Annotated in this window: 24 protein-coding genes and 2 pseudogenes; 15 read left to right on the top strand and 11 right to left on the bottom strand. The window is 39.9% G+C overall.

What is annotated here, in order from left to right:
* Positions 1–22: 22 nt before the first annotated feature.
* Complete coding sequence (locus GO593_RS17950; protein ID WP_001238660.1) at positions 23–526, top strand: hypothetical protein; 504 nt, start codon at positions 23–25, stop codon at positions 524–526.
* 54 nt (positions 527–580) lie between these two features.
* Here the strand turns inward: GO593_RS17950 and accC are convergent, their stop codons facing one another.
* The 4 genes from accC to GO593_RS17930 form a co-directional block, all read right to left on the bottom strand.
* The gene (gene accC / locus GO593_RS17945; protein ID WP_000939648.1) at positions 581–1,951 is read right to left on the bottom strand and encodes an acetyl-CoA carboxylase biotin carboxylase subunit; all 1,371 of its coding nucleotides are present in this window, start codon (positions 1,949–1,951) and stop codon (positions 581–583) included.
* 16 nt (positions 1,952–1,967) lie between these two features.
* Positions 1,968–2,387, bottom strand: a complete 420-nt coding sequence (gene accB, locus GO593_RS17940; protein WP_000354610.1) for an acetyl-CoA carboxylase biotin carboxyl carrier protein — start codon at positions 2,385–2,387, stop codon at positions 1,968–1,970.
* A 17-nt stretch (positions 2,388–2,404) separates the two neighbouring features.
* Positions 2,405–2,860, bottom strand: coding sequence for a type II 3-dehydroquinate dehydratase (gene aroQ, locus GO593_RS17935; protein WP_000099412.1), 456 nt, complete (start codon positions 2,858–2,860; stop codon positions 2,405–2,407).
* Between the two features lie 235 nt (positions 2,861–3,095).
* Complete coding sequence (locus GO593_RS17930; RefSeq protein ID WP_000652027.1) at positions 3,096–4,424, bottom strand: Y-family DNA polymerase; 1,329 nt, start codon at positions 4,422–4,424, stop codon at positions 3,096–3,098.
* Positions 4,425–4,640: 216 nt separating this feature from the next.
* On the opposite strand from GO593_RS17930, the pseudogene GO593_RS17925 reads away from it, so the two are divergent.
* Positions 4,641–4,741: pseudogene (locus GO593_RS17925) on the top strand (hypothetical protein).
* A 16-nt stretch (positions 4,742–4,757) separates the two neighbouring features.
* On the opposite strand, the gene GO593_RS17920 reads toward GO593_RS17925, so the two are convergent.
* On the bottom strand, positions 4,758–5,768 hold the full coding sequence (locus GO593_RS17920) for an ABC transporter substrate-binding protein (protein ID WP_000039916.1): 1,011 nt from the start codon (positions 5,766–5,768) through the stop codon (positions 4,758–4,760).
* The gene (locus GO593_RS17915) at positions 5,769–6,359 is read right to left on the bottom strand and encodes an ANTAR domain-containing response regulator (RefSeq protein WP_001125253.1); all 591 of its coding nucleotides are present in this window, start codon (positions 6,357–6,359) and stop codon (positions 5,769–5,771) included.
* Between the two features lie 384 nt (positions 6,360–6,743).
* Between GO593_RS17915 and GO593_RS17910 the strand changes: the two genes are divergently transcribed.
* The 12 genes and pseudogenes from GO593_RS17910 (at position 6,744) to GO593_RS17855 (ending at position 22,013) form a co-directional block, all read left to right on the top strand.
* On the top strand, positions 6,744–7,085 hold the full coding sequence (locus GO593_RS17910) for a hypothetical protein (protein WP_000114563.1): 342 nt from the start codon (positions 6,744–6,746) through the stop codon (positions 7,083–7,085).
* An 11-nt stretch (positions 7,086–7,096) separates the two neighbouring features.
* Positions 7,097–9,643, top strand: coding sequence for a nitrite reductase large subunit NirB (gene nirB, locus GO593_RS17905; RefSeq protein ID WP_000780171.1), 2,547 nt, complete (start codon positions 7,097–7,099; stop codon positions 9,641–9,643).
* 12 nt (positions 9,644–9,655) lie between these two features.
* Positions 9,656–11,278: a nitrite reductase small subunit NirD gene (gene nirD, locus GO593_RS17900; protein WP_001028489.1), complete on the top strand. Its 1,623-nt coding sequence runs from the start codon at positions 9,656–9,658 to the stop codon at positions 11,276–11,278.
* An 18-nt stretch (positions 11,279–11,296) separates the two neighbouring features.
* On the top strand, positions 11,297–14,077 hold the full coding sequence (locus tag GO593_RS17895) for a nitrate reductase (RefSeq protein WP_001084808.1): 2,781 nt from the start codon (positions 11,297–11,299) through the stop codon (positions 14,075–14,077).
* Positions 14,074–14,703 carry a molybdenum cofactor guanylyltransferase gene (gene mobA, locus GO593_RS17890; protein ID WP_001032654.1) on the top strand — a complete coding sequence of 210 codons (630 nt, stop codon included), beginning with the start codon at positions 14,074–14,076 and terminating at the stop codon, positions 14,701–14,703. Before GO593_RS17895 ends, mobA begins: the two co-directional genes overlap by 4 nt.
* A 150-nt stretch (positions 14,704–14,853) precedes the next feature.
* A pseudogene (locus GO593_RS17885) lies at positions 14,854–17,126 on the top strand (molybdopterin-dependent oxidoreductase).
* A 226-nt stretch (positions 17,127–17,352) separates the two neighbouring features.
* Positions 17,353–18,393, top strand: coding sequence for a GTP 3',8-cyclase MoaA (gene moaA, locus GO593_RS17880; protein ID WP_001983700.1), 1,041 nt, complete (start codon positions 17,353–17,355; stop codon positions 18,391–18,393).
* Positions 18,394–18,648: a MoaD/ThiS family protein gene (locus tag GO593_RS17875; RefSeq protein ID WP_001187658.1), complete on the top strand. Its 255-nt coding sequence runs from the start codon at positions 18,394–18,396 to the stop codon at positions 18,646–18,648.
* 3 nt (positions 18,649–18,651) lie between these two features.
* On the top strand, positions 18,652–19,140 hold the full coding sequence (locus GO593_RS17870; RefSeq protein ID WP_000657202.1) for a molybdenum cofactor biosynthesis protein MoaE: 489 nt from the start codon (positions 18,652–18,654) through the stop codon (positions 19,138–19,140).
* 23 nt (positions 19,141–19,163) lie between these two features.
* Positions 19,164–20,087, top strand: a complete 924-nt coding sequence (moaCB, locus tag GO593_RS17865; protein ID WP_000799981.1) for a bifunctional molybdenum cofactor biosynthesis protein MoaC/MoaB — start codon at positions 19,164–19,166, stop codon at positions 20,085–20,087.
* Positions 20,087–21,322 (top strand): molybdopterin molybdotransferase MoeA, encoded by a 1,236-nt coding sequence (locus tag GO593_RS17860; protein ID WP_000012059.1) that lies wholly within the window; start codon positions 20,087–20,089, stop codon positions 21,320–21,322. The genes moaCB and GO593_RS17860 overlap by 1 nt, the downstream gene beginning before the upstream one ends.
* 208 nt (positions 21,323–21,530) lie before the next feature.
* Positions 21,531–22,013, top strand: coding sequence for a winged helix-turn-helix transcriptional regulator (locus GO593_RS17855; protein ID WP_000870673.1), 483 nt, complete (start codon positions 21,531–21,533; stop codon positions 22,011–22,013).
* Here GO593_RS17855 and GO593_RS17850 read toward each other — a convergent pair.
* Positions 22,010–23,413 (bottom strand): aminotransferase-like domain-containing protein, encoded by a 1,404-nt coding sequence (locus GO593_RS17850; RefSeq protein WP_001076965.1) that lies wholly within the window; start codon positions 23,411–23,413, stop codon positions 22,010–22,012. The genes GO593_RS17855 and GO593_RS17850 overlap by 4 nt on opposite strands.
* 122 nt (positions 23,414–23,535) lie before the next feature.
* On the opposite strand from GO593_RS17850, the gene GO593_RS17845 reads away from it, so the two are divergent.
* Entirely contained in the window at positions 23,536–24,399 is an 864-nt protein-coding gene (locus GO593_RS17845; protein WP_001168995.1) for a DMT family transporter, read from the top strand.
* Between the two features lie 4 nt (positions 24,400–24,403).
* Here GO593_RS17845 and GO593_RS17840 read toward each other — a convergent pair whose 3' ends face one another.
* Genes GO593_RS17840 through tusD form a run of 4 tightly spaced genes read right to left on the bottom strand, consistent with a single transcriptional unit; the run spans position 24,404 to position 25,800 of the window.
* Entirely contained in the window at positions 24,404–24,715 is a 312-nt protein-coding gene (locus GO593_RS17840) for a TusE/DsrC/DsvC family sulfur relay protein (protein WP_001047539.1), read from the bottom strand.
* Positions 24,716–24,734: 19 nt separating this feature from the next.
* Positions 24,735–25,019, bottom strand: a complete 285-nt coding sequence (locus tag GO593_RS17835) for a hypothetical protein (protein ID WP_000194631.1) — start codon at positions 25,017–25,019, stop codon at positions 24,735–24,737.
* A gap of 17 nt (positions 25,020–25,036) precedes the next feature.
* Positions 25,037–25,387: a hypothetical protein gene (locus tag GO593_RS17830; RefSeq protein ID WP_000859770.1), complete on the bottom strand. Its 351-nt coding sequence runs from the start codon at positions 25,385–25,387 to the stop codon at positions 25,037–25,039.
* A gap of 44 nt (positions 25,388–25,431) precedes the next feature.
* Positions 25,432–25,800: a sulfurtransferase complex subunit TusD gene (gene tusD, locus GO593_RS17825; RefSeq protein ID WP_000105718.1), complete on the bottom strand. Its 369-nt coding sequence runs from the start codon at positions 25,798–25,800 to the stop codon at positions 25,432–25,434.
* Positions 25,801–25,841: the final 41 nt, after the last annotated feature.

The following is a 25,841-nucleotide window of genomic DNA, read 5'->3' as shown; positions in this document are numbered from 1 at the left end:
AAAAATGTGCTAACTTAAACCCATGCGTTTAATGATTAATAAATCTATGAAAAATATTTATATTATGGGATTATTATTGGCTTGTTCTGGTTTTGCTATGGCTGAGACAGCGACTCAACAGCCAACAGCACAACCTGTTCGCACTGCAAGTAATCCTAATGCTATACGTATTGTTACGCGTCCTGAAATTATGGGATTATGGGGAATGGAGATTCCAAATAATAAAAAATGTGTAGAGTATTATAATTTCCGCAGTAGTAACGATGTGGTGATTAAAAGTGGTGAAGAGTGGTCATACGGTATTTATGAATATCAGCCATCTGATGACCCTAAAGAGCAGCTATCGGCTTTAGTAATGCAAATTAAGTTTGATAATAATAAAGTAGATTGTTCTGGTCAGAAGCAAGATCAGACAGGTGATATTTCTCAATATTTCGTGCAATGGAAAAATGACCATACTATTAATTTCTGCTCAACGGCTAAGGGTGAGCAATGTTTCGCAACTTTACGCCGAATGTTGCCATAAACAAGTAGATATAAAAAAGCCTCTTATTTAAGAGGCTTTTTTATATGAAGCATATTATGCAGTTTCAGCTTTCTTTTCTTCTTCCACTTGCTTTAACAAGTGTTTTTCAAGGTAATGGATGTCCATTGCTTGAGAACAGAAGTTTTTATCCTGCAAAATAAGATCTTTATGTAAAGGAATATTGGTTTTAATTCCTGTAAGAATCATTTCATCTAACGCTTGACGCATGCGGGCAAGTGAAGTTTCACGATCTTTACCATGAGCAATCAATTTTGCAATCATTGAATCGTAATATGGCGGAATGCTATATCCAGGATAGATATGAGAATCTAAACGAATACCCGCACCACCTGGTGCATAGAAACTTTCAATTTTACCTGGTGAAGGTAAGAATGTTGTTGGATCTTCGGCATTGATACGACATTCAATGGCATGACCACGAACTTCAATATCTTCTTGTTGAAGCTCTAAGCCTAAACCAGCTGCAATACGTAATTGCTGCTCAATAATGTCAACACCAGTCACCATTTCAGTTACAGGGTGCTCAACCTGAACACGAGTATTCATTTCAATGAAGAAGAATTCACCATCTTCAAATAAGAATTCAAACGTACCAGCACCACGATATTGCATTAACTGACATGCGTGTACACAGGCTTGTAAAATATCAGCACGTGCTTGTTCCGGTAGATTTGGCGCAGGAGCTTCTTCTAACACTTTTTGGTGACGACGTTGTAATGAACAGTCACGGTCATATAAATGAATCGCGTGACCATTACCATCACCCAAAACTTGAACTTCGACATGGCGAGGTTTTTGTAAGAAGCGTTCCATGTATACGGTATCATCGCCGAACCACATTTCTGCATCACGTTGAGCCGCTTGAACTGACTCAAGTAGTGTGTCTACACGTTCAACAATACGCATACCACGACCACCGCCACCAGCTGCCGCTTTAACAATAAGCGGGAAACCGATTTCTTTCGCTTCAGCTAATGCGTTATGGATAGTTACAGCATGGTCACAGCCAGGTACCGTAGGTACGCCAGCTTTTTTCATTGCAACAATTGCAGAAACCTTGTTACCCATTAAACGGATATGTTCTGGGCGAGGGCCAATAAATGTGAAACCTGAGCTTTCTACAATTTCAGCAAACTCGGCATTTTCCGAAAGGAAGCCATAACCTGGATGAATTGCATCGGCACCAGTAATTTCTGCAGCAGTAATAATTGCCGGGATGTTTAAATAGCTGTCACTACTTGCACCCGGACCAATACATACTGCTTCATCAACGAAACGTAAATGCATCAAATCTTTATCGGCATCTGAATAGATACCAACAGTTTTGATTCCTAATGTTTTGCAAGCCCGGGTAATTCGTAAAGCGATTTCACCACGGTTTGCAATTAAAACTTTTTGCAACATAGATGTCCCCGGGGTATTACGCGCGATAACGGAATAAAGGTTGACCGAATTGGATCACTTCACCATTTTTCACTAAAATTTCTTCAATCACACCGCTTTGAGTTGCTTCAATCGGGTTCATGATTTTCATTGCTTCAATAATACCCAAAGTCTCACCAGCAGATACTGTTTGACCTACTTTAACAAATGGTGCTTCGCCTGGGCTTGGAGCAGCATAGAACACACCAACCATAGGAGAAGTTTCAACTGCTCCACGTGGTGTTTTTGCAACAGGTGCTTCAGCAACAGGAGCTGCCGGATGTGCTACACCAGCCGCAGCAACGACAGGATTGCGACGAGTTAAAGCGATCGATTGATCACCTTCTTTAACTTCAATCGCTTGCAAGTCAGACTCAATCATTAAATCGATGAGTTTCTTAATTTTGCGGATATCCATGGGCGACTATTCCTGAACTAGTTTGGGTTAGATGGTTGAATTTTTTCAATAGCGTAATCGAGCGCAAAGCTATAACCTTTTGCGCCTAGACCACAAATCACGCCAATTGCTTTGTCTGATAAATAAGAATGATGTCTGAAAGCTTCACGTGCGTGAACATTTGATAAATGTACTTCAATAAAGGGAATGGCAACGCCAAGTAAGGCATCGCGTAAAGCAACTGAAGTGTGGGTGAGGGCAGCAGGGTTAATAATAATCAGTTTTACGCCTTCTGTTTGTGCCTGATGAATACGGTCAACAATGGCACCTTCCCAGTTGCTTTGAAAAGTATCTAGTGTAATTGAGGCTTGTTCAGCTTGAGCAATAAGTTGTTGGTTGATATTGTCTAGGGTAAGATGACCATATACTTCTGGTTCGCGTTTTCCCAGCAAATTCAAATTCGGTCCATGAATTACCAAAATGGTCGAACTCATTCAGATTGCTCCAGCTCTAAAGTTGCAAATAATCTTTGCAAGATGTCTGCAAAGTTTGCTTATTATGGCATATGTTTCTACAAGTTTTTTATAATTTCTTTTAATTGTCGCAGAAAGGGTACACCAAATTCGGCTTATATATTGTAAATTTTGCGACGAATTAGCAATGTTAAAAAATGACAAAATTTCAAGTAATTTAACGGAGCTTATTTTAAACCGAATTGACAAAAACAGTTCATGTATTTTGTGTAACGGGGGTATAAGCATCTTCAATCGTTAACATTTCATTCCAGCGAGTTAGGTAATTTTTTGAGCGATGACATTGTTTCATTTGCCAAGATGGATTACGTGAGTGATATCCAACTTGTAAATAGTGGCTACCAAAGCGCTTACGGACTGTACCTAAAGTTTCCATCAATTGTTGTCTTTGATGAATAAGTTCCAGAGGCTGCCATAAATCATCAATATGTTGCTGACGTGCGTGTAGAGCACAAAATAATACTCCAATTTTTATGTAACTTTTATTTTCTTTATATAAAACATCAATTTGCTGCATAGCTGCTTTAGTAAGTATGCATAAATCATCTGTTGCATAATGAAGACCAATTGCTTGAGATGTGGCTTTTTTATAGGGCGGTTTGTCGGTTTTTTCATAAAGCATAACTTGAACACAGGCACAAAGTTGTTCTTGTTTCATTAAACGGCGATGTGCCCGGTTAAGGTGAAAGATAAGTGCTTGTTTAATAATCTCAATACTGGATAAAGCTTGAGCAAAACTTCGTGATGCTAAAATCCGTTTCGTTGGAATAGCTGGATCATCAAGTTGAATACAGGATTGGCCTTTTAGCTCACGAATGGTGCGTGCCATGACCACAGAAAATGCCTTTGCCATATGGTGTTCATTGGCAAAAGTTAAGTCTAGGCATGTGTACACCTCATAACTTTGTAGCTGTTTGACTAATTGATAGCCGATTCCCCATACCTCTTTGACTGATGTCTGTTGCATGAGGTCTTCCATAATTAATGGATCTAAGGTGATGAAATTACATACTCCTTTAAAACTTTTAATTTTCTTAGCATAGTGATTGGCAAGTTTTGCTTGTGTCTTTGAATATCCAATTCCAATGCAACAAGGTAAGCCTAACCATTTTAGGAGAGTGTTTCTCACTTTGTTGCAGTAGTCAGAGATATCGATAGATTGGAGGTAAGGGGTGAGATGAATAAAGCATTCATCTATAGAGTAGGCTTCTAAATCATCTGGAGAAAAAAACTCACCGAGGACAGCAAAAAAACGACGGGACATCTCGGCATATAAAGTATAGTTGCTTGAATAGACGTGAACACCTGCTTGTAAAGCATCTTTTTCAATTTGGAACCACGGTACGCCCATTTTAATCCCTAAAACTTTTGCCTCTTCACTACGTGAGACCACACAGCCATCGTTATTAGATAAAACAACTACAGGTTTATCATTGAGTTTAGGGTTGAAAAGACGCTCACAGCTAACATAGCAATTATTAATATCAACCAGTGCATAAACTTCACGGTGTGAGATATCTTTCATGATTTCATCCCTTTACTCATTAACTGAAATCTGCATTTTGAATTTGTAACATAATCAAGTTAACAAAATTACGGGCTGATATCTAGGGGAGTTTCAGTTGTTCGTCGAAATTATAGGTAGGAGATAAAGTCTATGAAATGTCAGTTATTGATATGGAAATGTCTGAAAATGATAAGTTTTTATTGGTTATGATCGGAAACATAAGAGCTATATTTAATGGATGAGTTGAGTCTTTTAAATGTAGTAATGCGTATAACGCATTTGTCTTATGGGTCTTTCAAGCTGTCTTTGTTAATAAAGACAGCTTTTTTTTATAATGTGCTTAAGTATTTTTTAGAGTTTGGCTTGATTGTAGCAATCGAGATTAATGCATTGTGCACTCAGTTCTATGATTTGATCAGGGGCTAATTGAAGTTTTTCCCATTTTTGCATTTGCTGAAATAACCAATGGAAATCTTCAGGTTGGGGAGCCGCATTTTCTTTAACCAAGTGTTTTACAATATTTTGAATCATATAATATTTATCGACATGCACTTCTTCAGAACAGTGAAATCGGACAATCCCAAACTCGACCAATAACTTTAAGACAGGTGCAAAATCTTTTAAATTACTCAATTCTTTTTGAGCTTTCATAATTGCCGTTGTAAGGGCAACTAAGGTTTGAGGATGTTGTTCAGCCCATTCTTGAGTTACTGCGAGAACTTTATCTGCCACATTGGGAATAATGTCTTGACTTGAGCAGACGATTTTACTTAAACCTAAAAGTTCACCTTGAGTATTCCAAGGCTCTCCCACACAAAAACCATCAATCACATGGTTATCTAAAGCTTCGACCATATACGGTGGGGGAAGTGCTTTGAGTTTGAGCGTTTGAGCTATTCTAGAGTCTGCCAAAGCAAGCCATTCTCTTAAACAATAATGATGGATTGAATGTTTAAATACATGGGCTAGAGAAAGAGTATGATCTTGCTCAATGTATTGAATAACTTTTTGGGCGGTAGTTTGTGCATTATCGGTTTCTTTAATAGCTAGTTGATGAATTAATTTTTGGCTTAAGCTGATAAAAGCACGGTTTTTACTTAAAACGAGCGGGGTTTGCAGTGCAATACCAATTTGGTCTGCACCCATTGCTGCTGCAGGGAGCATCGCAGATAAACAATGTGCAGCATCTAATAAACCAAAAGCTAAACGGTCGCGTAGACTTGCCCATGATGCTTCTTTGACTAAGGTAACATCTAAATCGACTTCTTCGAAGAAACCTTGCTGCTTTGCCCAAAGTAAAGCGATGCAATCAAGTAAAGGAATATAGCCGAGTTGCAATTGAGTCTTTTCTAATTTGCTCATTTATTCATCCTTTAGTTGATCATTTAGTAATTTTTGAGCGTCAAGTAAACGCCGTGCCATTTCTCCAATCGTTATACGGTGACTCATGGCATTTTTTCTGAGTAATTGAAAAGCTGTGTCTTCAGGTAAGCCATGCAGTTGCATGAGTAGCACTTTGGCCTTTTCAACATCTTTACGATCGGCCAGTTTGGTTTGAGCTTCTTTTAAGTCACCTTCAAGCTTTTTATGTTTTTTATATTGCTCAATTGAAATCTCTAAAATGGTATGTAAGCGGGCGGGGTCTATGCCATCTACAATATAAGCCGTTACGCCTGCATCTATAGCTTGTTTGATGGTGTCTTTATCTGAATTTTTAGTGAATAGAACAGTTGGTAGGTCATAGCTACTCACACAACTTTCAATAATGTCACGATGGGGATGATCCATATCGAGCAAGATGACATCGGCTTGTAAATCTTCAAGACGAAAAATATTTAAGTGGTCCAAAGTAAGGCAGGCAACCACTTCAAAGTCATTTTCAAGCAGACTATTTTTTATATAGTCGGCCCGCGCATGATCATCATCGATAAGAGCTATTTTGAGTTTTGGCATAAGTTCAGAAAATCAGGCTAAGAAAATGCGCCAATTCGACGCGTTTTTTGTTATCAATTTTTAAGCAAGATTAGTGCCATCCAAATTTAAACAAAAAATCAGGCATGAGTGGTCCTTTACTATGCTAATGCATTGTTTTGATCAATATTGGTGCAAAAAAGCGATTCATTTTGTGGCAAGACTTATTTTTGTTTAAACCATATAAACGAGCAGCAATAGTGCAGGGAAAATTAAATATTCTTTTGGGATGAAAATGGGTTTTATTTTAAGTATTTGAAAATAATAATAAAAAATTATTAATATTAATTTTAAAAAGAATTGGCATGCAAAATGCTTGGTTAATTACAGGTCGAAGACGACCATAAGTTTTAAAGACGGCCAACGATGTCCGTTCTGATCGAATTTGTGAGTGCAACTGTACACACAGAAAATTTACGTTCAGTCGGAGTGAAGGTTATGTCTTTATTTTTATTGCATAAAAAAGTTACATCTAAATTAACTAATTTTTCAGTTTCAGCGATGCGAGCCTTCCGTATGAGGGGGCTCGCTTTTTTTATTTGTTTTTATAACTTTGCTATGCATTGGGTGTCGTCAACGAGTGGAAAAAATGGGTTCCAAGCAGCTATACGCTTTGTGATGTTGATACGTTTCTCGGTAGAGCACAAGGCAAAACAACAATGTCTATTTGAGAACGCAAGAACGCAGCTTAAAAGCAACGTGATTTGAGGAGAAACACTATGAAATTGGTAATGATTGGTCATGGTATGGTGGGCCACAAATTCATCGAAGCCATTTTAGAAAAAGCAGATGATGAACTGGAAATCACGATTCTTGCAGAAGAACCTCGTATCGCATATGACCGCGTACATTTGACTGAATACTTCTCAGGGAAATCGGCAAAAGATTTATCTTTAGCACGCTTTGATTTTGCTGATGCGTATGGCATTGACCTGCGTTTAAATACTAAAGCAGTGGCGATTGATACAGCTGCACAAACCGTAACAACCAATCATGGTGATGTGATTAGCTATGACAAGTTGGTGCTGGCGACTGGTTCATATGCATTTGTTCCGCCAATTCCGGGTAATGACCGCGAGAACTGTTTTGTTTACCGTACCATTGAAGATCTAGATGCCATTCGTGCAGCAAGTTTAAAGGCTAAAACAGGCGTAGTAATTGGCGGTGGTTTACTTGGACTTGAGGCAGCCAAAGCATTACGTGATTTAGATTTAGAAACACACGTTGTTGAGTTTGCACCACGTTTGATGGCAGTTCAAATTGATGACTTAGGGGGCAAGGTTTTACGCCGTAAAATTGAAGATTTAGGTGTAAAAGTCCATACACAAAAAGCGACTCAGTCTATTGAGTCTGGGGTAAATACCACTCATGTGATGAAGTTTGCCGACGGTAGTGAACTCGAAACTGATGTGATTTTATTCTCTGCGGGGATTCGCCCACGTGATGAGCTTGCGCGCAACAGTGGGCTTGCGATTGGTGAGCGTGGCGGTATTGTAATTAATGATTATTGCCAAACATCAGATCAAAACATTTATGCCATTGGTGAATGTGCGCTTTGGCAAAATAAAATTTATGGCTTGGTTGCACCGGGCTATGACATGGCGCGTATTGCAGCAAAACACATTTTAGATGAAGAGTGTCATTGCTTCGCTGGCGCAGACATGAGCACCAAGTTGAAGTTGATGGGCGTTGATGTTGCTTCTGTTGGTGATGCACATGCCATGACCCCAGGTGCATTAAGCTATTTCTATGCAGATGAACATGCACTGGTTTATAAAAAGATTGTTGTAAATGCCGACAAAACCAAATTGCTTGGCGCGGTTTTAGTGGGTGATGCCAAAGAATACAACGACCTTTTACAAATGATGTTGAATGGTCTGGCTTTACCGGAAGTGCCTGAAAGTTTAATCATGCCGGGTTTTGAGCAATCAGCAGCAAAATCTGGTGGTAGCGGAGTCGATTTGCTGCCAGACAGCGCGACTATTTGTTCATGTAACAATGTATCAAAAGCAGACATCTGCCAAGCAATTAGCGATGGTTCGACTTCTTTAGGTGCATTAAAGAAATGCACCAAAGCAGCAACAGCATGTGGTGGTTGTGCACCATTAGTGACTCAAGTATTGAAGTCAGAGTTACAACGTCAAGGTGTGACTGTTAACAATCACATTTGCGAACACTTCCCGTACTCGCGTCAAGAGTTGTATCACTTGGTTCGTGTCAATGAAATCAAGACATTTGATGATTTAATTCATCAACATGGTCATGGTTTAGGTTGTGATATTTGTAAACCGGCAGCAGCAAATATTTTGGCATCTTGCTGGAATGATTTCGTACTTAAGCCAAGTCATGCAGGCCTACAAGACAGTAACGATTACTACTTGGGTAACATTCAAAAAGATGGCTCTTACTCCATTGTACCGCGTATGGCAGGTGGGGAAGTCACTCCGGATGGCTTAATTGCGATTGGCCAAATTGCGAAGAAATATAACTTATACACCAAAATTACTGGTGGTCAACGTGTTGATATGTTTGGTGCGCAAGTTCATGAACTTCCATTTATTTGGGAAGAGTTAAATGCTGCGGGCTTCGAGTCTGGTCATGCCTATGGTAAGTCGTTACGTACAGTGAAATCTTGTGTGGGTAGCACTTGGTGTCGTTACGGAGTAGATAACTCGGTTGGTTTAGCGATTGAACTTGAAAACCGCTACAAAGGTTTGCGTTCACCGCATAAATTGAAAATGGCAGTGTCTGGCTGTACACGTGAGTGTGCGGAAGCGCAAGGTAAAGATGTAGGCGTGATTGCCACTGAAAAGGGTTGGAACCTTTATGTATGTGGTAACGGTGGTATGAAACCGCGTCATGCAGAATTACTTGCATCTGACCTCGATAAAGAAACACTTATTCGTTATATCGACCGTTTCTTTATGTTCTACATTCAAACGGCAGACCGTTTACAACGTACCAGTGTATGGCGTGACAACATGGAAGGCGGTCTAGACTACCTTAAATCTGTGATCGTTGATGACTCTCTTGGTTTAGCTGCCGAGCTTGAGCGCCGTATGGAACACATTATTGGTACATATCAAGACGAGTGGCGTACAGCTGTCGAAAACCCTGAGGTGCGTAAACGCTTCCAGACCTATATCAATGCAGGAGCGAATGAACAAGCTGATCCGCACATTCAATTTACAACTGAACGTGGTCAAATCCGTCCATTAACCGAAGCTGAACGTTCAGAAGACCGTATTCCAATGGTTGAAGCATAAAGGAGAACTTATATGAATATTGTACAAGACAAAAATATGCTTCCTGATGATCAGTGGATTGACGTTTGTGCCCTCGATGATTTAACCCCAAACACGGGTGCAGGAGCGCTAGTGGGCGGTCAAGCGGTTGCAATCTTCCGTGTGGGGCATGAAAAACGTGTTTATGTACTGAGCAATAAAGATCCGTTTAGCCAAGCGAATGTGATGAGCCGCGGGATTATTGGTGATTTACAAGGCGAACGCGTCGTTGCATCACCAATTTATAAACAACATTTCAGTTTAGCTACGGGCCGTTGTTTAGAAGATAAAGACCAAAAATTGGCGGTTTACCCGAGCAAAATTGTTGATGGCCGTGTTTGGGTCAATGCGGTGCCGCAAAAAACTTATATTACCAATACAGGTGTATCACAAGACAAACTTAAACTGGTGCTGATCGGAAATGGTTTGGCAGGGATGCGTTGTCTAGAAGATTTACTTGATATGGCGCCAGATCGTTATGAAGTTACGGTGATTGGTGAAGAACCATGGGGGAACTATAACCGTATTATGTTGTCTCCGGTTTTATCGGGTGAAAAAACCATTGAAGACATTATGTTGCATCCACCAAAGTGGTATGACGATAAAGGCATTAAATTTATTGCCGGTGATAAAGCCGTAAAAATTGATCGCCCACGTAAAGTGGTTTACACCGAAAAAGGTCAGACAGTTGATTATGATCGTTTGATTCTGGCAACAGGTTCGGCGCCATTTATTCCACCAGTTCAAGGTGTTGACTTAAAGGGTGTGTTAACTTTCCGCGATATTTATGACGTCAACACCATGATTGAATACTGCGATTCAAAAACCAATGCAGTGGTGATTGGTGGCGGTTTACTCGGTTTAGAGGCGGCGTACGGCCTAAAACAACGCGGTATGAATGTCACAGTATTGCATTTGATGGACCGTATTATGGAACGTCAACTTGATGGGCGTGCAAGTCAGTTACTTCGTCATAGTATTGAGCAAAAAGGCATTCATATTATTACCGAAGCCAATACAGAGGCGTTAATTGGTGATGAAAATGGTCATGTCAAACAAATCCGTTTGAAAGATGGCACAGTGTTAGATGCTGACCTTGTGGTGTTTGCTGTAGGTATCCGTCCGAATATTGCTTTGGCGCAAAGTGCAGGATTACGTTGTAACCGTGGTGTATTGGTGAATGACACCATGCAAACATTTGACCCAAGTATTTATGCCGTGGGTGAGTGTATCGAACACCGTGGTCAAACTTTCGGTTTGGTTGAACCACTGTGGGGCCAAGCTTTTATTTGCGCGACCCATTTAGCAGAGCACGGCAGCTTAACTTTTAAAGCGCCAACCGTACCGACTCAGTTAAAGGTGAGTGGAGTCGATGTATTCTCTGCGGGCAATTTTGAACCGAAAGATGATTATGAAGACATTATTCTGAACGATGAAAAACGCCAGATTTATAAACGCATTATCATTCAAAACGATCGGGTAATCGGTGCAGTACTGTTCGGTGATACTGAAGATGGCATGTGGTATGCAGAGTTAATTGCAGATCAAACTCCTGTTTCTTCATTTAGAAATAAGCTGCTATTTGGTCGAGATTTTGCATTAAAAAATGCAGGCTAAATAGGGAAAGGAGCAGTTATGAATAGTATTCCAAGCGTTGAAATCGATAGCTCCGACCATGTTGCAAAAACAACTAAAACAACATGTCCATATTGCGGTGTAGGTTGTGGTGTTAGTGTAAACGTTCAACAAAAACCTCAAGGACCTGTGGTGCAAGTTGAGGGGGATGCTGAGCACCCTTCCAACTTTGGGCGCTTATGTATTAAAGGTAGCCGACTTGCGGATACTTTGGGGTTAGAAACACGCGTACTTCAACCTATGTTTGGTCGTAAGCTACATCGGACTGTAACCACATGGGATGCAGCAATCAATAAAATTGCCGATAAATTCCAGTCTTGTATCGACAAATATGGTCGTGACAGCATTGCATTTTATGTTTCAGGTCAGCTTTTGACTGAAGACTATTATGTGGTGAACAAGTTTGTAAAAGGCTATTTGGGCACTGCAAATATCGATACCAACTCACGCCTTTGCATGTCATCTGCAGTGGCAGGTCACAAACGTAGTTTCGGTGAAGACCTTGTGCCAGCAAGTTATGAAGATTTTGAACATACAGATATGGTGGTTTTGGTCGGTTCCAATACCGCATGGTGCCATCCTGTGCTGTATCAGCGGATTATGCAGGCTAAAAGCCACAATCCAGATATGTTTGTTGTGGTGATTGACCCACGTTTTACCAGTACTTGTGAGCAAGCGGATTTACATTTACCGATTTTACCGGGCCAAGATGTCGCATTGTTTAACGGACTATTCCAATATCTATATCAAAATGGTCATGCCGATCAGGCCTTTGTGGATGCCTATACTGAAGGTTTGCAAGAGGTTTTGGTAAGTAGTCAGCAAGAAACGGATATTGCCTATGTTGCCAAACGCAGTGGTATTTCTTTAGACAAATTACAGCAATTCTTTGAGAAGTTTGCGCAGACTGAAAAGGTAATCACGCTATTTTCAATGGGTGTGAATCAATCAAGTCAGGGTGTGAATAAGGCCAACAGCATTATTAACTGTCATTTATTAACAGGCAAAATTGGAAAGCTCGGCGCTGCACCATTTTCAATGACAGGCCAGCCCAATGCTATGGGTGGTCGAGAGGTGGGTGGCTTAGCTAATATGCTGGCTGCCCATATGGATTTAGATAATCCCTTGCACCAAAAAGTAGTGCAAACCTTTTGGGACAGCCCATTTATTGCAACTCAAGCTGGCTTAAAAGCTGTTGATTTGTTCCGTGCTGTTGAAGCTGGAAAAATTAAAGCCATCTGGATTATGGCAACCAATCCGGTGGTAAGTTTACCAGATGCCGATCAGGTGAAACGTGCTTTAGAGAAATGTGAGTTGGTTGTGGTGTCAGATATCTGTGCCGATACCGATACTACAGCTTACGCCGATATTTTGCTTCCAGCTTTAGGTTGGGGTGAAAAAGATGGAACTGTTACTAACTCTGAGCGTCGTATTTCACGTCAACGTGCTTTTTTACCTGCGCCGGGTGAAGCAAAGGCGGATTGGTGGTCAGTGAGTCAAGTTGCGAAAAAATTAGGCTTTAAAGGTTTTGACTTTAATAGTGCTGTTGATATTTTCAATGAACATGCGGCTTTGTCAGCACAAGATAATGCGGACATCAATACACGTGAGCAAACTGATACGTTTCGTTATTTCAATTTAAAAGGTTTAATGAGCCTAAGTAATGCTGAGTACGACGCTCTGCAACCAGTACAATGGCCAGTCTGGAGTAAAAACCAAGACGCTAAAGCCGTTCAACAACTGTTTGGCAAGGGCCAGTTTAGTCACAAAAATGCTAAGGCAAAATTGATTCCTACTGTTGCAATTAATCCGGTACATGCAATTTCAGAAGATTATCCGCTCATTTTGAACACGGGGCGTATTCGTGATCAATGGCATACCATGACCCGTACTGGTTTGTCGCCAAATTTAACCAGTCATCGTGCTGAACCATTCTGTGAGATTCATCCGAGTGATGCATTGAAGTTTGGTGTGCGTGATCAAGGCTTGGTCGAAGTTCGTTCGAAATGGGGCAGTTGTGTACTGCGCGTGACATTCTCATCAGGTGTCCGTCGTGGGCAAATTTTTGCACCGATTCACTGGACTGAACAGGTCGCATCCGACGCCCGTATTGGTAAAGTCGTGAATCCGGAAGTTGATGCAATTTCAGGTGAGCCCGAGTTCAAACATACGCCTGTAGCTATTCAGCCGTTCTATACCACTTGGCAAGGTGTGCTCTATATTCGTGAAGGATACGATTCGCATATTCAAGAATCGCTACATCACTGTGCATGGTGGACTAAAGTCAAAATGGTGAAAACCAATCGCTATGAACTTGCAGACCGCCAAACTTTTCATGATACTCAAAAGAATCTGAAAAGCTTTTTGCCATTTGCCGATGAAACCTTTGAATGGTTAAGCATAGAAGATATTTCTTCACAACTGAGCCATAGTATTATTTTGAAAGATGGCATTGTAATTGCAAGTCTATATATTGCACCGCCAGATTTATTGCCAGACCGTGACTGGGTAGCAAGTCTGTTTAAAAGAGAACGTTTGAGCGCCTTGCACCGTAAAGCTTTACTAGCAGGTATGCCAATGTCGGCTACCAATAATGATGGGCCTTTGGTGTGTAGTTGTTTTAAAGTAGGTAAGAATAAAATTATCGAAGCAATAAAAACACAAAACATTACCCATGAAAAACAGGTCACTGCTTGTTTAAAAGCTGGTGGCAATTGTGGATCATGTTTACCTGAAATCCGTGGCTTAATTAAAGCTTGCCAGCAAGAGGTAGAAGTGTGAATAAGGGATATCCCATAACTGATCTGGTCATTCTGGCGGGTGGACAAGCCCGCCGTATGAATGGTTTAAATAAGCTGTTGCAGCAATTCGATGGCGATACGCAACTTCTTAAGATTCACCAAAAGCTAAAATCTTCAGTATCTGAAATTTGGGTGAATAGTCATCGAGACTATTCAATCTATCAAAGTATTGTGCCCGATATTAAATGTTTTCAAGATGATGCTTCAGGTTTTTTCGGCCCGCTTATGGGGATGAAAAGTGCATGGTCTCATGTACGAGCAGATTATGTTTTGTTTATTCCTTGTGATGTGACCTACATACCTACGCAAGTCGTTGCGAAATTACACAGTGCACTTCGCAAAAATAAACAGGCTCAGGCAGCTTACGTTTCAATTAACGGAGATGCTTTATACCCATTTTGTTTGTTAAAACGTGAAAGTCTAGAGGTTTTAGAGCAGCAAATTGATAAGCAACAATTGAGTTTAAAAAATTGCTTTAAACTTTTACATGCACAAGTAGCCATTTTTCAAAAGCAGAACTTATTTTTCCATAGCATTAATTCTTTAGATGAACTTCAACAATACAAACAAATTAAAGCATTTAAAGAGATTTTTTCGACAAATTAGAACTTCAATTATATCGATTTAAAATTTACATTGATAATCTGAAATCATTTTTTAAATTTTGAGTTATTGACTGTTTAGAATTTAAGTTCTATTTTGGAACTTGTTATTTTCATTCTAGCCAGATGTATAAAAATAAACGGAGCCAGAAAAATGATGGACGCAGCTCAGCAAAGTAAAACAGATGTGACCGCATGTATTTTATGTTCAAGAAACTGCGGTTTGAGCGTAGAAATTAAAGATAACCAATTTGTCAAAATTAAAGGTAATCCTGAGCATCCATTTTCTCAAGGTTACATTTGCCAAAAAGCCGCAAGATTACAGCATTACCAGAAACATGCAGACCGTTTGACCGCACCTTTAAAACGCCAACCAGATGGTTCATTTAAAGAAATTAGTTGGGATGTAGCGATACAAGAAATTGCCGATCAATTGGTTCAGATTAGAGATAAATTTGGTGGTACTGCTTTTGCTTCAGTTGGGGGCGGTGGTCAGGGTAACCACCTCGGCGCAGCTTATGGCCGACAACTTTTATTGGCTATGAAAAGTTATTATGCATATAACTCACTTGCCCAAGAAAAAACAGGCGATTTCTGGCTCAATGGACGTTTATTCGGTAGTCAGGCCTGCCATACTACAGAAGATGTTGAATACGCAGATTACGTACTTTTTATTGGAACGAACCCGTTTCAGGCACATGGTATTCCCAACGCACGAGACACGCTAAAACATATTAAGAAAGATCCGAACCGAACCATGGTGGTGTTCGACCCGCGTGTTACCGAAACGGCAAAACAAGCAGACATTCACTTGCAGCTAAAACCGGGAACAGATGCTTTTTTAATGTCGGCCATGATTGCAATCATTATTAAAGAAAAGCTTTATGATGCAGCGTTTATTGAGCAGCATACACATGGGTTTGAAGAAGTAAAAGCTGCATTTAATCATGTCCCGATTGAAGACTATATTGCTAAAGCTGATGTACCTGTCGATTTGATTTATCAGGTTGTTCGAGATTTTTCAAAGGCAAAAAGAGGCTGTGTACGTATCGATTTAGGTATTCAACATACTTTGAATACAACATTAAATGGTTATTTAGAAAAGCTTTTATACTTACTGACAGGGAACTTTGGAAAACAGGGTACCAATAATTTGCATACCATGTTTATTCCAATTTTGACCGATACGGATGAAAGAAAACCAAAATATCGACGTAGCGTTTATCATAAAATGTTCCCGATTTCCGGGTTTTTCCCACCTAATATTTTACCCGATGAAATCCTTAAAGCAGGGGAAAAGCGAATTCGTGCTGTGTTTGTAGATAGTTGTAATCCACTATTAACTTACCCTGACACACCTGCCTTTGAGGAAGCCTTTAAAGCCTTAGATTTGCTGGTGGTAGTTGATGTTGCGATGACAGAAACCGCGAGACTCGCCGACTATATTTTGCCTGCTCATACTCAGTTTGAAAAATGGGAATTTACTGGTTTTAACTTGGAATTTCCTAAGAATGGTTTTCACCTGCGTCATCCCGTATTGGCTGCTCAAGCAAACACTTTACCGGAAGCCGAAATTTATACTCGATTACTGGAAGCTATGAATGCTATTCCGAAGAATTTTCCAATTCTAGAAAAATAGCTGCGGTCGACTCGAAAAAAACAGCCTATTTACCGTACTTGTCGGCGCTAGGACTTACCTTGGCACGCCATAAAAAATATATCCCTTTTGCTGCCTCTATTATTTATCGAACTCTTGGCAAACGACTTGGCAATTCAGCAGATTCAGTTGCTTTTTTATTGCCGCTATCTATTCAATATGCTGTATTACATACCAAAGCAGTACGCCGTGCAGGTTATAAAGGTAATCCGTTAACACAAGGTGTCAAACTATTTGAGCAGATATTAAAGCAACGTTCAGGTATGGTTTTATCGCAACATGAATATGACGAAGTCTGGAAACTGGTAGCTTATAAAGATAAGAAAATACGTCTTGCAATTCCCGAGATGTTAAGTGAACTCGCAAGATTGAAAAGCCATAACGTTAATGTTGAAGAGTTTCCTTTCATCCTTTTGTCAGGTGAACGCCGTAGTTACAATGCCAACCAAATTTACCGTGACCCTGCTTGGCGAAAAGTAGATGCAGAAGGTGCACTGCGTATTCATCCTGAAGATGCAAGACACTTAAATGTAGATGCAGGAGGGCAGCTTAAATGTATCTCAGCGCATGGAGAAATTCAGGTAGCTATTGAGTTGGATGATGGGATGAGAAGAGGTGTCGTATCACTTCCACATGGCTATGGTATGCGATTTCAAAATGGTGAACCAATTGGACCACAATTAAACTTACTTATTTCTGCTGAACATTGTGATCCATTGTCGAAAACGCCGTACCATAAATATGTACCCATCCGTTTAGAAAAGTGTTAGAAATAGAATCAAGTAAAACATAGATTTTACCGCGCTAACTCGAGATTTATTTTTAAATTGTTCTCGAGAAGGCGCGGTGAAAAACCGATAAAAAGTTAAATATTATGGAAGATAAGTAGAGCTGGAACAAATTTTGCATAAAAAGCAAAGCACTATTTAGGCGCAATTTTTTGTATTTGATTGTTCATAATCGGTGCTCGCAATATTTGAACTGTTCTCGATATGAGTGCAAATGATGAAACAATATCACTCTGAAACTGCGCCAAGCCTTCTGCAAGATCAATATGGGCGTATCAAGCGTAAGTTACGAATTTCTGTAACTGATCGCTGTAATTTTAAGTGTGTATATTGCATGCCTGAGCATCCAGAATGGTTAAATAAACAAGATTTGCTTAGTTTTGAAGCGCTCTTTCAATTTTGTCATTTTATGGTGCAGCAAGGTATCGAAAGTATTCGCATTACGGGTGGTGAACCATTAATGCGTCAAGGTATTGTTCATTTCATTCGAGATCTACAGTCTTTAAAAAGTTTAGGTTTAAAACGTATATCGATGACTACCAATGGTCATTACCTTGCTAAACATGCCAAGCAGCTAAAAGACGCTGGATTAGATGATTTAAACATTAGTTTAGATAGTTTAGATCCTGTTCAGTTTAAAGAGTTGACCAAGAAAAAATTGGAGCCTGTTTTAGAGGGGATACAAGCTGCAAAAGAAGTAGGATTACCTTTTAAAATTAACTGCGTGTTAATGAAAGATAGAAATGATGATCAAATCTTACCTATGGTGAAATGGTCAATTGCTCATCATATTCCTTTGCGTTTTATCGAGTTTATGCCGCTTGATGGTGATGCACTTTGGTCAAATAAAGATGTGGTAAGTGAGGCTGAAATTTTACAGGTATTGCAACAGTATTATTCGGTACAAGTCATCGAGCAGCAACATGAGCCAGCGCGTCAATATCTAATTAACGGTAGCTACCATTTAGGAATTATTTCCACAATTACACATTCATTTTGCCACCAATGTGACCGTATACGGCTTACCGCAAAAGGCGAACTATATAACTGTTTATTTGCGCCACAAGGCTTAAATATTAAGCCTCAGCTTCAAACGCTAGTAAGCAAACAACATACTCCAGAATACGGTATGTATATCCAAAAATTAAAGAATCTGGTTCATCCTTATATCTGGCATAAAGCCAAAGGTTTCCATGCCTTACAACATCAACAAACCCGTAAAATCAGCATGCATATGCTTGGGGGATAAATGCAACAATCTATCCAAATTAAAGTCGAAGCATTTGGTGCAATTGAAAAATTGCTTCCTGAAAATCTTTTGTTAGTTTGTCCTAGCCATAGTCTAGTTAAAGATGTATTAGATGAAATTGTTTTATTACATCCGGAATCTACAAAAGCCATGGAAAAATGTGCATGTGCGATTGGTGATAATGTCATAACCAGACAAACTGTCTTAAGTGAGCCATGCACTTTGGTTTTATTATCACCCGTTGCCGGAGGATGAGTCATGAAAGAGTTCGCAAGAATACAAGAGCAGGCTTTAAGCTTGGATACTTTTGATCCGATTCAGTCTTTTCCTGAATGTGGCGGTATCGATATTTTTATGGGTACGGTTCGTAATCACCACGAAGGTAAAGCGGTAAAGGCGCTGAAATATACATCGTATAAACCGCTTGCAGAAAAAATGATACGTGAAATTGAACTAGAAATTGAGAAAAAGTATCAGGTATCTTATGTGCGAGTGGTTCATCGAATTGGATATCTGGATGTCGGTGAAACAGCCATTATTGCGATTGCGTATGCAGCCCATCGCCGTGAAGCTTTTCAGGCATGTGAGGAAGCGGTCGAACGGGTAAAGCATGAAGTACCTGTCTTTAAAGAAGAGTTTTTTACAGATGGCACAAGTCATTATGTAGAGGGCTGTTGTATTCGTAAGGATGCACCGCACGACCACAAACATCACCATCATCATGCCGGCCATGAGCACTCACACTGAAATATGTAATACTAGGATAAATAATGAAAAACGTAGGAATGAAGCCGGAAAGTTATCGTGTTGCTGAAGCACAAGCGATTTTATATGCACCACCGCACTGTATTGAACTATTAAGACAAGGAAACACGGAAAAAGGTGATGCATTAAAAACAGCACGTGTTGCAGGAATTTTGGCAGCAAAACGAACTGATGAGCTGATTCCACTATGTCATCCGCTACCGATTTATCGGGCAGATGTAGAATATGAATTGGAACATGACTTTGTAAAAATTATTGCTGTCGTTGAGACCATTGGACCAACTGGTGTAGAAATGGAAGCTTTAACGGCGGCAAGCCTTGCAGGTTTAACTATTTACGATATGTTAAAGCCTCATTGTGAACCAGAAGAACTCTGGATGGATCAATGTAAACTACTTAAGAAAAAAGGCGGAAAATCCCATTTTAAACGGGTATTGCGTCAACCTGTTTCGGCTGCTGTTATTGTCTTGTCAGACACCGTAGCAGCGGGTAGAAAGCCGGATACTGCCGGAAAATCTGTGGTTGAAACTTTAACTGAAGCTGGATTTGATCCGATCCATTATCAAATTTTGCCTGATGAAGCAGATGATCTCAAAGAATTGGTCCTAGAACTCACCAAATCGTATGCTTGTATTATGACCGTGGGTGGGACAGGAATTGGTAAGCGTGATATTACGGTTGATACGCTAGAGCCTCTTTTAGAACGTAAATTAGATGGCTTAATGGAAGCTGCTCGCTCATTTGGACAAAAACGCACGCCATACGCTGCTATGTCACGCGGAGTAGCAGGGTTTATTGACCGTTCGTTAGTAGTGACGTTACCGGGAAGCCGTGGTGGAGCAAGCGAATCAATGGCCGCTATTTTACCCGCATTAGTCCATATTTTTGATGTTTGCCGTGATTTACCACATCCGGGAGGCTATGAATAATGTCAGGTTGTGGTGCTGAGCGTGGATTAATCAGTATAGATGAAGCGCTAGATTTAGTTATTAATAAGCCTAAAAACTTAAGCTCTATTCAAAAGACTCTAATAAATAGCCTAAGTAGCTATGTTGCGAAAGAGATTTACTCTGAAATTAATTTACCAAGTTTTTCTCAAAGTGCGGTAGACGGTTATGCACTTTGTAGCCATGCAGAAGACTTAAATAATCAAAAGTTCCAAGTCACAGGTGAGATTCGTGCCGGAAGCGAGAGTCATGACATACTTGGTGAAGGTCAGGCGATTCGTATATTTACGGGCGGCAAAATTCCTGAAGGGACAACGCATGTAGCACGGCAAGAAATCGTATCGGTTATTTCGGCCCAAGAAATTTGTTTAACGGAACATATACGCCCTCAAGCCGATATCCGCTTTACCGGAGAAGAAATCCAGCAAGGGCAGTTACTTGCTCAAGTAGGTCAGTTTCTAAATATTGGAAGCTTGGCTGCTTTAAGTATGGCAGGTGTGCAAACCCTTGAAGTCTATCGTGCACCGAAAGTCGCTGTTTTGATCACGGGTGATGAAGTTGCCGAAACAGCAGAAGATTTAATCGATGGAAAAGTCTTTGATGCAAATGGCCCATTACTAAAAGCTTGGTTTGAAGATTATGGTTTAGATGTTGAACTCATTCATGTGGCAGATGAAGCAGAGCAGGTCACCCATTACTTTAACCAGCTAAAAGACAGCCATGATGTTGTTATAACGACTGGCGGAGTTTCGGTAGGAGACTACGACTTTGTTCGGCCCTGTGCTTTCGAAGTTGGATTTGAACAAATCTTTTGGAAAGTTAAACAAAAACCGGGTAAACCTTTATTCTTTGCCGAATACCATAATTCACAAGCTATCCATTCTTGCTATTTGCTAGGTTTGCCGGGCAATCCGGCTGCGGTATATGTCGCAATGCAAGTTTACGGTAAATCTTTGCTTGATGCATTGCAGGGCAATAGACAGGGACCAGAATGGTTTACCGCAATTTTAGAGCATGATTTAAAAGAAGATGCACGTGAGCGTTTTTTACGAATGTATGCTTATTTTGATGCAGGGCAACTTAAAGTAAAAAGTTTGGCCAAGCAGCAGTCCCATATGCTGAGTAACCTTATGCAAGCCAATAGTTTAGTCCGTATTCCTGCGAATACAAAACTAGCATCAGGAACGGTGCTAAAGGGACTCTTTATTTCAAATTAACTTATAAATAAGCTGTATATAATTAATCCATACTGATGGATTAATTATATTTTATAACTATTTTTAGTGACTGTTATTTTAAAAAATAACCTTTATAAATATACTAAAAACTTATTTCTAAGCTGAATATTGCATATAACATATTAAGTGGTTTAGGGTATAAATAATAAGGCAAGTAGGCCAGTTTTATATTGAGGAAAGCATAAAGATGAAATGGGATGACATCGGTGATCAGCCTTGTTCTGTTGCCCGTATGCTATCAGTGATTGGTGATCGATGGACGATGCTAATATTACGTAATGCTTTTATGGGAATTCGTCGTTTTGATGATTTTCAAAAATCATTAGGTGTCACTCGTCATGTCCTTTCTGATCGCTTAAAACGGTTGGTTGAATACGAAATTTTAGTGAAAGCGCCTTATTTTGACCGTCAGGAACGCTTTGAATATCGTCTCACGCATAAAGGCCTTGAGCTTTATCCAATTATCTTATCTATGGCGAACTGGGCAGATAAATGGATGGACCAAGGTTTAGGTAAACCTTTGGAATATCGACACAAAGCATGTGGACATAAGTTTGAACCTGTTATGGTGTGTTCAGTATGTCGTGAACCATTACATGCAAAACAAGTTCAGGTTTCGGCTGGGCCGGGCTATTTTGCTTATATGGAACAAAAGCAAAAACAGGCTTAAACTTGTTTCTCTAACGACCCTTGTAGAAGCGCTTCTGCAAGGGTCTTATAAATATAATCATGATTTGATTGTGTAATATTAAAACGGATAAATTGACCTGCCGATTGTGCTTGGCTAAAGGCATTACCCGGGGCGAGAATCACTTGCCGATTCAGGCAAAACTGAGCAATCTTCGCTGCATCTACACCTTCCGGTAGATGACACCACACAAAAATTCCAGCCTTGGGCTCAATCCACGGTTCTATCCCAATCGATTTAAGCTTCGCGATAGTTTCTTGCATGGCTTGAGCTAAACGAACTTTTAATAAATCTAGATGCTTACGATATGAACCATCGGTTAAAGCTGTGTGTAAAATCTTGGCTGAGAGTCCATTGTGAGAAAAACTGGTGGCTATTTTTAAATCGGTAATTTGATCAATCCATTCTGGTTTCGCAACAATATAGCCGCACCGAATAGAAGCAGAGAGCGTTTTAGAAAAACTTCCAATAAAAATCACGCGTGAAAGGTTGTCTAGGGCTGCAAGTCGTGGAGCGGGAGTATATTCAAAATCTGAGAAGATATCGTCTTCAATCACAATTAAATTAGACTGATCAATCAACTTTAATAATTGATGAGCTGTCGAGAGTGAGAGTGTTGCACCAGTTGGGTTGTGTATTCCGGAATTTGTAATATAAAGCCGAGGGTTATAGCTCTCGATAGCTTCTTTAAATGCCTCTAAGTCCGGGCCATTTGGAGTGTAGGGAATACCAACAACTTTAACTTGATGAACTTTAAGTAGAGCATGAAAGTTAAAGTAGCAAGGGTCATCAATTAGAACTACATCATCTGGTTTAAGTAAAAAACGACAAACCAGATCAATAGCTTGAGTGCCTGAATCGGTTAGAAGAACTTGATTAAGGTTTGCCTCTATACCTTTACTTTGTGCCCGTCTAGCCAGTAGATCTCTTAATGCGGGCAGCCCCAACGGTGAAGAATAACCCAATAAACTATCGTCTTCGCTACGTGTGGCTGACCTTAATGCTTTGCGGATACTTTCAAGTGGCATCCAATCATTTGGTAACCAACCACAACCGGGTTTAAACGCATTAGGTTCTGCTTCTAAAGACTGACGTGAAATCCATAACGGATCTATAGAGCGATCTAATTTGGGTCCTAATTCACTTAAGGCTAAAGGTGCAAGGGGTGCTACTACATAAAAGCCGGAACCACTACGTGATTCAATTTTACCTAGGGCAATTAATCGCTCATAAGCTTCGACAATAGTAGAAACAGAAAAACCTAAATCTTTGGCTAATTTACGTACAGAGGGAAGTCGGGTTCCTGGAGTTAAAGAACGATTCTTAATTTGTTGTTCAATCTGTGAAATAACAAACTCGATTTTTGTTTTGGTCTGGTTCACACTAATTATCTCTAACTGTACTGTTTGTTTATACATAACAGTTTTTTAAAATTGTACTGCTTTGTATCTGGTTTTGACACCATATCACAGCTTAAATTCTTCGTATAGTTGCGGAGAATAATATGCAAAAGTTTATGAACGGTTGGGTGAATGGTTTTATTGGGGTTGCAATTTTTGCCGGTTCATTACCGGCTACCCGTGTTGCGGTAACAGGTTTTGAGCCTGGTTTTCTAACAGCAGCAAGAGCTGTCATTGCAGGAGTTTTGGGTTTAATTCTTATCTTTTTGCTTAAGGAAAAAAAGCCTGCTAAACAAGATTGGTGGCCACTCGCTATTGTGGCTTTAGGCGTTGTAGTTGGGTTTCCCTTATTTACTGCGCTTGCTCTACAGTATATGAACGCAGCCCACTCGATTGTCTTTGTTAGCCTTCTACCGCTCGCTACTGCCATATTTGCAGTAGTGAGAGGTGGAGAAAAGCCAAATTTATTTTTTTGGATATTTGCAATTTTAGGCAGTTTGGTTGTTTTTACCTATATGTTTTTCTTATCGGGTGAAGCTTCTTTTGGCATCGGCGATTTATACATGCTTATTGCAATTATTCTATGTGGATTTGGTTATGCAGAAGGCGGAGTACTTTCGAAAAAAATAGGTGGATGGCAGGTGATCTGTTGGGCGCTTATTTTAGCTTTGCCGATTATGCTGCTTGCTACTCTTTTTTATATGCCCGTTTCCTTTCAAGATGTATCTACATCAGCGGTAGCAGGGCTGGTTTACGTATCTTTATTTAGTATGCTCATCGGGTTCTTTTTTTGGTACAAAGGGCTTGCACAAGGTGGTATTGCTGCAATTAGCCAGCTACAGCTTTTACAGCCCTTAATGGGACTTGCGATTGCCGCACTTTTATTACATGAACACGTAAGTTGGTCGATGTTAATGGTAACGGCAGTAACAATTTTATGTGTCGCTGCCGCTAAAAAATTCGCATAAAAACTTATAAACAATTTGCCGGTTTAGGAATACCTGCCAAGCGACTGAGATGGCGAGCAACTAAACCGGTATTAAATTTTTGCTGTAAAACAGCATTATTAATATCTGGACTGACGGTTTTCATTAAAAACTTAATCAAAGGACGTGTTGCAGGAGAATGCCCAAATTGCTGATAAAATTGGCGAACCGCAGCTAAAACTTCAAAATGCCAATCTGTTAATTCAAGATCGAGAGATTTGGCGAGTTCCTGTGCTACTTCGGGATTCCAAATCGTATAGTCGACTAAATGACCATCTTGATCTAATTCTAAATTCATAAAAATGAGCCTAACTATATTATTTCAAAGAAATGCAACGATTAAATTGTAAAACCAGATCCGCAAACTGGTCATAGTTCAATACCTTAACGTGAGCCAAGGTTTCTGCATCAATTAAATCTTTTTCATGAGACAAACAAGAAACTGAGCGAAACTGCTGACAAATATTTACCGAAAGTTGAGCAGTTGAGTCACCCATAAAAACAATTTGATCATCTTTATGAAATAGCTTTGCAAGTTCTTCAATAATGCGAGGAGTATGGTGATAAGAAGCTTGCACAAGATAAAGAGTTGATTGCGTCATTAAAATTACACCTTTATCTACCAATATAAGACATGATCGAAAGACTGGATGAGTTCAGTATCTAACTGAACAAATTCTAGTTCCTGCTCGCTGTTTTGAACAAATGGATGCTGTTTGTTTTTTGCTTCAATAAGGATTGGACTTAAGTCATAAAACTCAAAGCTATCCACCATGTTTGAAGCAATTTTAAAAGCATGCTGCAATTGGTCGAAGTTACCTTCATTTTGTAAAAGACTAAGAGCTGCATCTTTTAATAATACTTTGACTGGTGAGCCAAAGGTTGCTAAAACCATAGTAGCGGCGAGGCTTTCATTGACTTGTAGGCTGATTAAATTGGCTTGGGTCAAAATAACGAGTACAGTTTTCACACAATATACCTTTTAAAAGCAACAATCTAAGTTAACAAAGTAACTTAAAATTGAAGAAGACGAGAGGCTGACTGTACTGCATCAGCAAGTTCACCTAGACCAACCAACTCAAAGTTGTTCGCTAGGTTGTGATGACTAAGTTGATGGCGACTCGCATTTTCTGCATCGGTAATGCCGCGTGCAAGAGCAGCGCTAACGCAAACAGGAAGTCTGATCGCGAGCTTTTGCCATTCATGCGTTAAATTACGCTGGTCGTCAGGAACCCACTGAAAATCATTCGCAACTTGAACGCCATCTTGGTAAAAGAATACACGAAAGTCTTCATTTTTACTTTTGAGTGCCTGAGCTAGGCCCAGCGCATGCCAAGCATGGATCGAAGTAGGAGCAGAGGTTATTAGTAGTAATGTACTCATTGAGAATTCACTATGGTCATACGTCTAAATGGGCGTAGATA

The sequence above is a fragment of the Acinetobacter baumannii genome (assembly GCF_009759685.1).
Classification (GTDB): domain Bacteria; phylum Pseudomonadota; class Gammaproteobacteria; order Pseudomonadales; family Moraxellaceae; genus Acinetobacter; species Acinetobacter baumannii.
Note: the sequence above shows the minus strand (reverse complement) of the source record. Positions and strands in the feature narration are given on the sequence as shown.

Coding starts and splice junctions, on each gene's coding strand:
- GO593_RS17840 (WP_001047539.1), bottom strand. CDS start 24,715: ATGAATTTAGAATTAGATCAAGATGGTCATTTAGTCGACTATACGATT.
- aroQ (WP_000099412.1), bottom strand. CDS start 2,860: ATGAGTTCGACCATTTTGGTAATTCATGGACCGAATTTGAATTTGCTG.
- GO593_RS17835 (WP_000194631.1), bottom strand. CDS start 25,019: ATGACGCAATCAACTCTTTATCTTGTGCAAGCTTCTTATCACCATACT.
- nirB (WP_000780171.1), top strand. CDS start 7,097: ATGAAATTGGTAATGATTGGTCATGGTATGGTGGGCCACAAATTCATC.
- GO593_RS17875 (WP_001187658.1), top strand. CDS start 18,394: ATGCAACAATCTATCCAAATTAAAGTCGAAGCATTTGGTGCAATTGAA.
- GO593_RS17860 (WP_000012059.1), top strand. CDS start 20,087: ATGTCAGGTTGTGGTGCTGAGCGTGGATTAATCAGTATAGATGAAGCG.
- GO593_RS17950 (WP_001238660.1), top strand. CDS start 23: ATGCGTTTAATGATTAATAAATCTATGAAAAATATTTATATTATGGGA.
- GO593_RS17855 (WP_000870673.1), top strand. CDS start 21,531: ATGAAATGGGATGACATCGGTGATCAGCCTTGTTCTGTTGCCCGTATG.
- GO593_RS17915 (WP_001125253.1), bottom strand. CDS start 6,359: ATGCCAAAACTCAAAATAGCTCTTATCGATGATGATCATGCGCGGGCC.
- GO593_RS17910 (WP_000114563.1), top strand. CDS start 6,744: ATGTCCGTTCTGATCGAATTTGTGAGTGCAACTGTACACACAGAAAAT.
- GO593_RS17930 (WP_000652027.1), bottom strand. CDS start 4,424: ATGAAAGATATCTCACACCGTGAAGTTTATGCACTGGTTGATATTAAT.
- GO593_RS17920 (WP_000039916.1), bottom strand. CDS start 5,768: ATGAGCAAATTAGAAAAGACTCAATTGCAACTCGGCTATATTCCTTTA.
- moaCB (WP_000799981.1), top strand. CDS start 19,164: ATGAAAAACGTAGGAATGAAGCCGGAAAGTTATCGTGTTGCTGAAGCA.
- GO593_RS17870 (WP_000657202.1), top strand. CDS start 18,652: ATGAAAGAGTTCGCAAGAATACAAGAGCAGGCTTTAAGCTTGGATACT.
- tusD (WP_000105718.1), bottom strand. CDS start 25,800: ATGAGTACATTACTACTAATAACCTCTGCTCCTACTTCGATCCATGCT.
- GO593_RS17845 (WP_001168995.1), top strand. CDS start 23,536: ATGCAAAAGTTTATGAACGGTTGGGTGAATGGTTTTATTGGGGTTGCA.
- GO593_RS17895 (WP_001084808.1), top strand. CDS start 11,297: ATGAATAGTATTCCAAGCGTTGAAATCGATAGCTCCGACCATGTTGCA.
- accC (WP_000939648.1), bottom strand. CDS start 1,951: ATGTTGCAAAAAGTTTTAATTGCAAACCGTGGTGAAATCGCTTTACGA.
- nirD (WP_001028489.1), top strand. CDS start 9,656: ATGAATATTGTACAAGACAAAAATATGCTTCCTGATGATCAGTGGATT.
- accB (WP_000354610.1), bottom strand. CDS start 2,387: ATGGATATCCGCAAAATTAAGAAACTCATCGATTTAATGATTGAGTCT.